Source organism: Phenylobacterium sp., assembly GCF_037138395.1.
Lineage (GTDB): Bacteria > Pseudomonadota > Alphaproteobacteria > Caulobacterales > Caulobacteraceae > Phenylobacterium.
Genome location: NZ_JBAXIM010000086.1, coordinates 1 through 11220, shown reverse-complemented (window position 1 = coordinate 11220; position 11220 = coordinate 1). Strand labels below are relative to the sequence as shown.

The following is an 11220-nucleotide window of genomic DNA, read 5'->3' as shown; positions in this document are numbered from 1 at the left end:
CAGGCGGCGCGCCGCCTGTTCGAGAGGAGATTCGTCCTGGGCCATGGGGGACTCCGGAGGTTGCCCAGACTGTATAGCGCCATCCGGCGCGCCGCCGGAACCACTTACGTTTCTTGACCCTTCCGATGCCCTGTGCGAGGCCCAACTTCCTTTCCGCCCCCAACCGGATTCCCGCCATGCCTGTCTCGCCCGTCAAAATGGCCGATGCCATCCGTGTCCTTTCCATGGATGCGGTGCACAGGGCGAAATCCGGCCACCAGGGCATGCCCATGGGTATGGCGGATGTCGCCACCGTGCTCTGGACCAAGTTCCTGAAGTTCGACGCCTCCCGCCCTGACTGGGCGGACCGGGATCGCTTTGTCCTGTCGGCGGGGCACGGCTCCATGCTGCTCTACGCCCTGCTGCACCTGACCGGCTACAAGGCCGTCACGATGGACCAGATCCGGGACTTCCGGCAGTGGGGCTCCAAGACTCCCGGCCACCCGGAGTTCGGCCATACGCCGGGGGTGGAGACCACCACCGGTCCCCTCGGCCAGGGCCTTGCCAACGCCGTGGGCATGGCCATGGCCGAACGCCACCTTGCCGCCCGGTTCGGCGGGGACCTGGTGGATCACCGCACCTGGGTCATCGCCGGGGACGGCTGCCTGATGGAGGGCGTGAGCCACGAGGCCGCCTCCATCGCCGGGCGCTTCGGCCTGAACCGGCTGACGGTTCTCTTCGACGACAACAACACCACCATCGATGGCGTCGCGACCATCGCCGAGACGGGCGACCAACTGGCGCGGTTTAAGGCCTATGGCTGGGCCGTGAAGGCTGTGGATGGCCATGACCACGGCAGGATCGCCGCCGCCCTGCGCTGGGCGGTGAAGCAGGACCGGCCGACCCTGATCGCCTGCCGCACGCGCATCTCCAAGGGCGCCGGCCCCAAGGAGGCCGATCCCCACAGCCACGGCTATACCCTGTTCGACCCCGAGATCGCCGAGGCCCGCAAGGCCATGGGCTGGGACCTGCCCCCGTTTGAGCTGCCGGACGACCTGGTCAGGACCTGGCACCGGGCGGGCCGCCGGGGCGTGCGGGGCCGCAAGGCCTGGCAGGCGCGCCTGGCCGGCTCTGCAATGGGATCGGACTTCCAGCGCGCCGTGGCCGGCGACCTGCCCGCCGACGCCTTCGCCGCCCTCGACGCCCATATCGCCGCCGCGGTAGAGGCCCGGCCCGCCGCCGCCACCCGCCAGCACTCCGGCGCGGCCCTGGACCACCTGTTCCCGGCCATCCCGGAAATGATCGGCGGCTCTGCCGACCTGACGGGGTCGAATAACACCTTCGTCAAGGGCACGGCCGCCTTCGACGTCCCGGACTATGCCGGCCGCTATGTCCACTGGGGCGTGCGCGAGCACGGCATGGCTGCGGCCATGAACGGCATGGCCCTGCACGGCGGGGTGATCCCCTTCTCGGGCACCTTCCTGGTCTTCTCGGACTATTCCCGGCCCGCCATCCGCCTGGGCGCCCTGATGGGCGCCAGGGTCGTCCACGTCATGACCCATGACTCCATCGGGGTGGGAGAGGACGGGCCGACCCACCAGCCGGTGGAGCACGTGGCCTCGCTCCGGGCCATGCCCCACCTCCTGGTCTTCCGCCCGGCCGACGCCGTGGAGACCGCCGAGTGCTGGAAGCTGGCCGTCTCGGCCCGCACCACCTCTTCGGTCATGGCCCTGTCCCGCCAGAAGACCCCCGCCGTGCGTACGACCGCCTCGGGGGAAAACCTCTCGGCCTACGGCGCCTACCAGCTGGCCGCCGCCGGCTCGCCGGCCCAGGTCACCTTGTTCGCCTCCGGCACGGAAGTCGCCGTGGCCCTGGCGGCCCGCGACCTGCTCGAGGCCGAAGGGATCGGGACCCGTGTGGTCTCCACCCCCTGCTGGGAGCTCTTCGAAGCCCAGACCGACCGCTACAAGGCGGCGGTCATCGGCGAGACCGAGGTCAAGGCCGCGGTCGAGGCGGGCGTGCGCATGGGCTGGGACCGCTTCATCGGCCCGGACGGTATTTTCGTGGGCATGGAGGGCTTCGGCGCCTCGGCCCCGGCTGAGCGTCTCTACGAGGCCTTCGGCATCACCGCCCGGGCGGTGGCCGACGCCGTCCACCAGAAGCTGGGCTGAGCCGTGGCCGCGCCCTCCCGCCTGGGCACCCCCCTGTCGCCCTCCGCCGTGCGGGTGCTCCTCCTGGGCTCGGGCGAACTGGGCAAGGAGGTGGCGATCGAGCTGCAGCGCCTGGGCTGCGAGGTCATCGCCGCTGACCGCTACGCCAACGCGCCGGCCATGCAGGTCGCGCATCGCAGCCATGTCCTGGCCATGACCGACGCCGTGGCCCTGAGGGCCCTGGTCGAGGCCGAGCGGCCGCACCTGATCGTCCCGGAGATCGAGGCCATCGCCACGGATGAACTGGTGCGGATCGAGGCCGAGGGCCTGGCGACCGTCATCCCCACGGCTCGCGCCGCCCAGCTGACCATGAACCGCGAGGGCATCCGACGCCTGGCCGCCGAGACCCTGGGCCTGCTGACCTCGCCTTATGCCTTTGCCAGTTCGGAGGCCGAACTGGCCGATGCCGCGGCCCGGGTCACGGGCTTCCCCTGCTTCGTCAAGCCGGTGATGAGCTCGTCGGGCAAGGGTCAGTCCCTTGTCGAGGACCCCGATGGGATCACTTCTGCCTGGCGCTACGCCCTGGAGGCTGGCCGGGTGGAGCAGGCCCGAGTCATCGTCGAGGGCCGGGTCGCCTTCGACTACGAGATCACCCAGTTGACGGTCCGCAGCCTGGGCGCTGACGGCGCCGTGCGCACCGACTTCTGCGCGCCCATCGGCCACCGCCAGGTCAAGGGCGACTATGTCGAAAGCTGGCAGCCCCAGCCCATGTCCGACCTCGCCCTGGAGCGCGCCCGCAGCATCGCCGGGGCGGTCACCGACGAGCTGGGCGGCCTGGGGCTCTTCGGGGTCGAGCTCTTCGTGAAGGGCGACGAGGTCTGGTTCTCGGAAGTCAGTCCCCGGCCGCACGACACGGGCCTGGTTACCCTGGCCACCCAGGCCCAGAGCGAGTTCGCCCTGCACGCCCGGGCCATCCTCGGCTTGCCGGTAGACGCCAGCCTGCGCGAGACCGGCGCAAGCGCCGTGATCTACGGCGGCATGGAAGCCCGGGGCGTGGCCTTCGAAGGGGTCGCCGAAGCCCTTTCCGTGCCGGGTGCGGACCTGCGCCTGTTCGCCAAGCCCGAAGCCTTTGAGCGCCGCCGTATGGGGGTGGCCCTGGCCCGGGCGGAGGACGTCGAGACCGCCCGCGAGCGGGCCCGGGAGGCCGCCTCCCGGGTGCGGGTGGTCCGCGCCTGAATGCCGCGACCCGCCCGCCGGAGGGAGCGGTCGCCGAAACCGCCCCGGTCAGGGTTGACTTCCCCCTCGCGGACCTAAAAAACCGCAACGAAATAGCCCGCTTAAAGGTTCGGAGACCGATTCATGACTGTGCGTGTCGCCATCAACGGATTCGGCCGTATCGGCCGTAATATCCTGCGCTCCCTGGTCGAGCATGGCCGCACCGATATCGAGGTCGTCGCGATCAACGACCTCGGCCCAGTTGAGACCAACGCCCACCTGTTTCGCTATGACAGCGTCCATGGCCGCTTCGCTGGCGAAGTGAAGGTGGACGGCGACACGATCGATGTTGGCCGTGGCAGGATCAAGGTTACCGCCGTGCGCGACCCGGCCGAGCTGCCGCACCGCGACCTGGGCGTCGACATCGCCTTCGAGTGCACCGGCATCTTCACCACGAGGGACAAGGCCAGCGCCCACCTTGCGGCCGGCGCCAAGCGGGTCCTGGTCAGCGCGCCCTGCGACAACGCCGACAAGACCATCGTCTACGGGGTGAACCACGAGACCCTGACGGCCGCCGACCTGGTGGTGTCCAACGCCTCGTGCACCACCAACTGCCTGGCCCCGGTGGCCAAGGTGCTGCAGGACCTGGCCGGCATAGAGCGTGGCTACATGACCACCGTCCATTCCTACACGGGCGACCAGCCGACGCTGGACACCATGCACAAGGACCTCTACCGCGCCCGCGCTGCGGCCATGTCCATGATCCCGACCTCCACTGGGGCTGCCAAGGCCTTGGGCCTCGTCATCCCGGAACTACAGGGCAAGCTGGACGGCTCGTCCATCCGTGTGCCGACGCCCAACGTCTCGGTGATCGACCTGGTCTGGACCCCGGGGCGGCCACTGACCGTCCAGGAAATCAACGACGCCCTGCGCGCCGCCGCCGAAGGGCCCCTGAAGGGGGTACTGGCGGTCACCGACGAGGCCCTGGTCTCCACCGACTTCAACCACGTGGCCGCGTCCTCGACCGTGGCCCTGGCCCAGACCCAGGTGATCGATGGCCGCCTCGGCCGGATCCTGTCCTGGTACGATAACGAGTGGGGCTTCTCCTCACGGATGAGCGACACCGCCGTGGCCATGGCCCGCCTGATCTGAACTGATGGCCTTCCAGACCCTAGACGACGTTTCCCTGGCTGGCGTCAGGGCCCTGGTGCGGGTGGATTTCAATGTCCCCATGGCCGACGGCGTTGTCACCGACGACACCCGCCTGAGGGCGGCGGCCCCGACCATCGAGAAGCTGCGCGCCGGCGGGGCGAAGGTGATCCTGCTGGCCCACTTCGACCGGCCCAAGGGCAAGTGGGTCCGGGAGATGAGCCTTGCCCCCATCGCCCCGGCCCTGTCGGCCGTGCTGAGGTGCCCTGTGGCCTTTGTTGCGGACTGCGCCGGCAAGGACGTGGAAGCTGCCGTCGCCGCCATGGGCCCTGGCGACGTGATCCTGCTGGAGAACGTCCGCTTCTATCCGGGCGAGGAGGCCAACGACCCGGCCTTCGCCCGCGCCCTGGCCGCCAATGGCGACCTCTATGTCAACGACGCCTTCTCAGCCGCCCACCGGGCCCACGCCTCCACCGAAGGCCTGGCCCACATCCTGCCCGCCTGCGCCGGTGAGCAGATGCGGCTGGAACTGAACGCCCTGGACCGCGCCCTGGGCCGGCCCGAGCGCCCGGTGATGGGCATTGTCGGCGGCTCCAAGGTCTCGACCAAGCTGGACCTGTTGTCCAACCTCGTCACCCAGCTGGACAAGCTGGCCATCGGCGGGGGCATGGCCAACACCTTCCTCTTCGCCCAGGGCCATGAGGTCGGTGCCTCCTACTGCGAGAAGGACCTTGCAGACACGGCGCGGGAGATCATCCGCCTGGCTGGACTGCACAACTGCAAGCTCTTCCTGCCCATCGACATCGTCGTCGCCGACAAGCTGGCGCCCGGCGCCCCGGCCCGGGTGCGCGAGCTGGGCGCCATGGACGACGAGGAGCGCATCCTCGACGCCGGCCCCAAGACCGTGGAGCGCCTGCGCCGGGCCATGGCCAACTCAAAGACCCTGATCTGGAATGGCCCCCTCGGCGTCTTCGAGATGCCGCCTTTCGACCGGGGAACGGTGGAGGCCGCCCGCGCCGCCGCCGACCTGGTCAAGGCCGGCAAGCTTGTGGCCGTGGCTGGCGGGGGCGATACTGTGGCGGCCCTGCACCATGCGGGCTGCGCCGAGGATTTCACTTTTGTTTCGACGGCCGGCGGCGCCTTCCTGGAGTGGATGGAGGGCAAGATCCTGCCCGGCGTCGCCGCCCTGTCGAAACAGTCCCAACGCTAACGGAGACGGAACATGGCCCGGATCACCCTGCGACAGCTCCTCGATCACGCCGCCGAGCACGGCTATGGCGTCCCGGCCTTCAACATCAACAACATGGAGCAGGGCCTGGCCATCCTGGAGGCGGCCGATGCGACGGACTCAGCCGTCATCATCCAGGCCAGCCGGGGCGCCCGCTCCTACGCCAACGACATCGTCCTCAAGCACCTGATCGACGCCCTGGCCGAGATGTACCCGCACATCCCGATCTGCATGCACCAGGACCACGGGAACAACGAGGCTACCTGCGCCACCGCCATTCAGTACGGCTTCACCTCGGTGATGATGGACGGCTCACTGATGGCCGACGGCAAGACTCCCGCCGACTACGACTACAATGTCCGGGTCACCCGCAATGTGGTGGATATGGCCCACTGGGTCGGCGCCTCGGTGGAGGGCGAGCTCGGCGTGCTGGGCAGCCTGGAGACCGGCATGGGCGAGAAGGAGGACGGCCACGGCTTCGAGGGCAAGCTCGACCACGACCAGCTGCTGACCGATCCCGACCAGGCCGTGGCCTTCGTCAAGGCTACCCAGGTCGACGCCCTGGCCATCGCCATGGGCACCAGCCACGGCGCCTACAAGTTCACCCGCAAACCGGACGGCGACGTCCTGGCCATGAACGTGATCGAGGAGATCCACCGCCGCCTGCCCAACACCCACCTGGTCATGCACGGCTCCTCCAGCGTGCCGCAGGACCTCCAGGACATCATCAACCAGTATGGCGGCGAGATGCCCCAAACCTGGGGCGTGCCGGTGGAGGAGATCCAGCGCGGCATCAAGAACGGCGTGCGCAAGATCAACATCGACACCGACAACCGGATGGCCATGACTGGCGCCATCCGCAAGGTCTTCGCCGAGAACCCCGGCGAGTTCGACCCGCGCAAGTACCTCAAGCCCGCCATGGAGGCCATGCGCGCGGTCTGCCGCCAGCGCTTCGAGGAATTCGGCACGGCGGGCCATGCCTCGAAGATCCGGGCCATCCCCCTGTCGGACATGGCCAAACGCTATGCCTCGGGTACCCTTTCGCCGAAGGTTGGCTGAGGCGGCGGTGCGGGCGGAGGCGGAGCGATCCGCCGGGCCCTGTCCGCCAGGTAGTAAAGGGCCGACCGGCTGGGCATGAAGAAATAGCCCCCGCCGCGCACGGTGACGAAGTCCGGAATTCCCTTGAGACGCCGCACCGTACGGCCGTCCGGCAGGGACAGGGACTGGACCCCCCCGTCGCTGTCGATGACCGGATCGGATTCGCCGGTCAGGCCGTGGAAGGACGGATTGCCAACCCAAGACTGCTGGACGAACTCGAACTGCCGTTCCAGGTCGGAGCAGGCGGCCAGGAAGATCAGCCCCTCGGTAGGACTCGCCCCCTGGGCGCCCGGCTCGGCATAGGCCCGGCCCCGGCGCAGGATCCGGTGGCTGCTGATATGGTTGGGCGTCTTGAGGTCGTCGGCCATCAGGCTGTCCCGCGGATTCGTACGCCGGACATGGGACCCGAGGGGGCAGGCGATGCCCCGGGGGTCCAGGGTGGCGTAGAGGAAGTCGTTGGTCATGTCGGGCCTTCGCGGCTGCCGGTCGGGATAGAGAACCACCGGCGATCCATCCGGCCATCTCCCCACCATCTTGGCGGCGACCCAGTCAGCGTCCACCTTGGGCGCGCCAGCCTGTCGCACCAGAGCCGCCGCCGCCTGCCGTGTGTAGTCGATGAAGGCCGCCACATCCTGTTCCAGCTGGCGCACCACCAGGAAGGTCCCGTTGCGGCCGAAATCATGGTCCGCCGCCGCCCCTGTCTCCCGGCCAAAGGCCGGATAGCGCCGGTACGCCTGGCTGCGGATCGCGGGAAGGATGTCCAGGGGATCAAGGTGCCCGGGGATCTCGCAGGTCGGGGGCAGGCCGCCACGCATGTGGGGGTAGCCCAAAAGGACTTCCCCGGGTGAGACCTGGTCGGCTTGCAGCCCCGGATTGCCCCGAAGGCCCTTGATGGCCGGGTTGGAAATGCCGTCGGCGAACCCGAAGGGCTCAGCCCGCAGGCCATTCTCCAGCACCGGACGGACTGGGCTGGTGATCCTCTTCACCAGCGTAAGGCCGTGGGTATTTACGTGACCGTCGATGACCGCCTGACAGGTCCCCGGATTGACCCCGTAGACCAGAAGTACTGCGTCCACGGAGCGATCGCCTTCTGGACGCCCGGTCCAGGGCGAGGCGTCTGACCACTGCCAAGAGGCCGGAGACGAAGGCCCGCCGTCCCTCAGCACGCGGGACCGGCCGCCCATACCCTGGTTGAAGGGGGCCAGGAAGTCGCCGAGCCCCGTGCCGGAGTCCGGCGCCGGCAAGCCCAGTTTGGTCAGTCCGGTCGCCGTAAAGGCGACGAAGGCCGCCGTAGGCTCTTCTGGCAAGGGGTGCCGGTCGCCGGCCAGCACTTGGGACCAGAGCCGTTGTTCCCACCTGTGCGGGTCAGGGTCCTCGTTCCCGAAGTTCACGGTCCTGGTGAGGGCGTCGGTCCACGAAACGAGGTCGGCGGCGGCATCAAAACGCACAAGTCCGCAGGCCATGGCTGGCAGGGAGCCAAGGCCCCGGAGGATCAGGGTCTGGATCTCGGGGGTCTCGATCTCCTGGTCCGGCCGCTTGACCGAGGCCAGCATGTCGAGCCAGTCGCGCGCCTCGCTGGCATTGGCGGCCCGCATGAGGCCGTCGTGGATCAGCGCATTCCTGCGGATATTCTCCAGGGTCAGGCCTGGATAGCCCGAGAACCAGAAGTTGGTCTTCTGCAGGGAGCGCTTGGCGAAGCGCTTGAAAGCGTCGGGGTCTGACGCGCCATCCAGCACGAGCAGCCGCGGGGTGGGCGCGCCCTGGCTGTGTCCCCAAGCCAGGTTCAGGCCTGACGACGCCAGGGCGGTGAAGTCTTCCAGGTAGCTCAGCCAGGAGCCATCGTAGTTGGACAGGAAGACCATGGATTTCGCACCCGGAGGCTTCACCCAGCGGGCGAAGTGGATGGTTCCCATCCGCGCCAGGTTGCCCTTGCGGAAGGCGAAGAGCGCCAGGAGCCGGATCACCCACATGCCCAGGGCCAGGGTGTACCGCCGGAACGCCCCCGCCTTCAGCCGGGTGACCGAGATCATATGGTTTTGCGCGTAACCCGGTTCGCTCTCGAAGGTCTCCACCTCTGTGACCTGTGCGGGAGAGGCATTGCTCGGGTCACTGCGGTCTCCCGCCTCGTGGGCGAGCAGGAGGAGCGTGAACAGGCCTGCCGCCAAGCCGGCGGTGACCAGGGCCGTAATCGAGACCCAGATGAGGCTCTCTCCGAGGATGCCGGCGATTTCCAGGGCGCCAGGGAGAGGACCTCCGCCCGGAAAGATGCGCAGGGCTGCCACGATACCTACAGCGAGAGCGAGGAGGACGCCGAGGGTGATCGCCCTCTGGCGGTCTGCGGCGATAAGGGCGGCGACCCGGCCAGGCGGAGGGTTCTCACTGTCCGGGCTCGTGACGTAGTCCGCAAAGGCAAGCCGCTTGGAAACAGGCCTGAGCAGGAGTGGCCGGAATTCTGCGCCCTTGAGCACCAGGCTGGTGATGGCCGGATTTCCGGCGGCAAGCATGACCATGTCCGGATCCTGCCGGATCAGCCGGCGGACCGTATCGAGGATCTGTACCGCGTCCGGGGTCATTTTCGCCGGCCGGCTCCCGTCCCTCGGCTCCAGGCTCCCGTGGGTGTTGAGGAAGTCGGCGACCTCCCGGACGAAGCCCGCAAGCTGCGCCTGATTCTGGATGTCGCTGACCGGCAGGCCGATGCTGCCCTGATACTGAAGACCCGTCGCGCCCCAGGGCGTGGCCCTGATGTCCAGTGCGTGCGCCTTCAGGAAGCGTGCGAGATCCCACCTTGTGTTGATGGAGGGGTCGGCCAGACGAAAGGTCGGCAGCCAATCCACCATTTCAGAGGCAATTCGGTCGAGGCCTGCCTCGAAGGGACCGTCGAAGTTGAGGTCGCCCACCAGCCAGAAATCCTGGTCCTTCTGCTTGCCGGGCCAGACAAGGCCCTGGGGGTCCCCGGCCAGGTCGAGGACGCTGAAGGAGGCGAAATGGACAATGCCGCTGCGCTCCATGTCGTCCCGACCCCTGGCGGCCTGTAGGGTGACCAGGGCCTGGCTCAAGGCGGCGGCGTTTGTGGGCGGCAGGCGGGCTGCAATCACGACCATCTGCTGGCCGGCGATGGGCCGGCGGGTCTTCCAGGTCATGTTCAGTTGGCGGGGGAACGGACCCACAGAGACAAGCTTGCCTGCGTCCCCCGGCGCGGTCGACAGGTCTTCCTGCGATAGGAGGGCGATGGCGATCTCCACCATCATCTCTATCGAGGCGTACAGCCCGATGCACTTGTGGACGCCGTCTCCGAACATGAGTTGGGCGGCCTGCTTCTCCTCTGGGCTCCGGTCCGGATTGAAGAGGTTCGGATAGCGGAAACGCCGGCCATCCCTCAGGGCTGCGGCCGTGGCGACCATGAGGACCTCGCCCGGCTTCACGGCAGCTGCGCGAAGGGTTCCCTTGGCGATGACGCCGGCGGTCGCCACCCACCTAAATTGACCAGGATAGAGGGTCGGGGCCAGGCGAGCCGCTTCCAGAAGGATGTCCTGGAGCCGAGTCCTGTCCTTCAGAAGGCTGTCCTCCTGGGTCCCCGTACGACCCGACAGGGTACAGGCGAGAGCCTTGGCTTCATTCCACCAGTGCGGGTGGCGCATGAGCTCGCAGAACAGGCGCGTCATGCAGAGGGTGGTCGTGGGAACCAAGCCGCCAGCGGCGCCGTCAAGGATGGCGATGCTCTCGTCCCTGTCGAGCCTGCCCTTGGCCTCCAGTTCGTGAAGACGGTTCGCCAGCGTGTCTCCGGAAGGCCGATGCGTCGCCACTTCAAGGCTATGTTCGATCACGGACCGCGCCAGCCTTGCGCCCTGCATTGCCCGGGCTCGGACTTCGGGAACGCCCGTGGGATCGCCGAAGGTCAGCCAGGTCTTGGAGATCAGCCAGTCTGCAAAGGCGGCCCTGTCAGGCGCCTCCAGGCCCAGGTAATCGACGCAAACCTCGGTGATGGTGCGCTGGAAGACATCGGCGACGACATCCAGGCCCCCGTCAGCTTCTTCGATCAGTCCGCGCGCGACTTCCGCCGCCTTGGTCGAGATCCGGATCTTATCCAGATGCCAGTGCCGCCGCCCCATGATCTCTTCGAAGAGGGCGCGCTGGCGGGCATGGGTGGGCCCATCCATCCCCAGGACCGAGTTCCGGCCGTCGCCCATGGCCGTCCATTCTGGACCAAAGGGCACCCGGAAGCGGTCCGGGTCGTTGAGCACCTCCGTGACGTCCTTGAACCGGGTGACCAGCCTGTAGGAGAGGGGAAGCAGGCGTCCGTTGGGGGCGAAGATGCGGTAGAGCCTGAGGACAAGACCAATGACGATCTTAGTGGCGGCAGAGGTGATTTCACCGATCAGGCCGGGGGGAGAGGCGGGAGCC

General features: G+C 68.2%; 6 protein-coding genes. 5 read left to right on the top strand and 1 reads right to left on the bottom strand.

Features of this window, described 5'->3' with window-relative positions; translation table 11 throughout:
• Positions 1–176 precede the first annotated feature (176 nt).
• The 5 genes from tkt (at position 177) to fba (ending at position 6780) form a co-directional block, all read left to right on the top strand.
• Positions 177–2150 carry a transketolase gene (gene tkt, locus WCJ52_RS08245; RefSeq protein ID WP_336902828.1) on the top strand — a complete coding sequence of 658 codons (1974 nt, stop codon included), beginning with the start codon at positions 177–179 and terminating at the stop codon, positions 2148–2150.
• Between the two features lie 3 nt (positions 2151–2153).
• Positions 2154–3365 (top strand): formate-dependent phosphoribosylglycinamide formyltransferase, encoded by a 1212-nt coding sequence (purT, locus tag WCJ52_RS08240; RefSeq protein ID WP_336902827.1) that lies wholly within the window; start codon positions 2154–2156, stop codon positions 3363–3365.
• 123 nt (positions 3366–3488) lie between these two features.
• Positions 3489–4496 (top strand): type I glyceraldehyde-3-phosphate dehydrogenase, encoded by a 1008-nt coding sequence (gene gap / locus WCJ52_RS08235; RefSeq protein WP_336902826.1) that lies wholly within the window; start codon positions 3489–3491, stop codon positions 4494–4496.
• A 4-nt stretch (positions 4497–4500) separates the two neighbouring features.
• On the top strand, positions 4501–5703 hold the full coding sequence (locus WCJ52_RS08230) for a phosphoglycerate kinase (protein WP_336902825.1): 1203 nt from the start codon (positions 4501–4503) through the stop codon (positions 5701–5703).
• Between the two features lie 12 nt (positions 5704–5715).
• A complete protein-coding gene (gene fba / locus WCJ52_RS08225; RefSeq protein WP_336902824.1) occupies positions 5716–6780 on the top strand; it encodes a class II fructose-bisphosphate aldolase in 1065 nt (354 codons plus the stop codon).
• Here the strand turns inward: fba and WCJ52_RS08220 are convergent.
• Positions 6744–11220: cytochrome P450 (locus WCJ52_RS08220; protein WP_336902823.1), on the bottom strand; the 4477-nt coding region annotated here is incomplete at its 5' end. The two genes, fba and WCJ52_RS08220, sit on opposite strands and share 37 nt — an antisense overlap.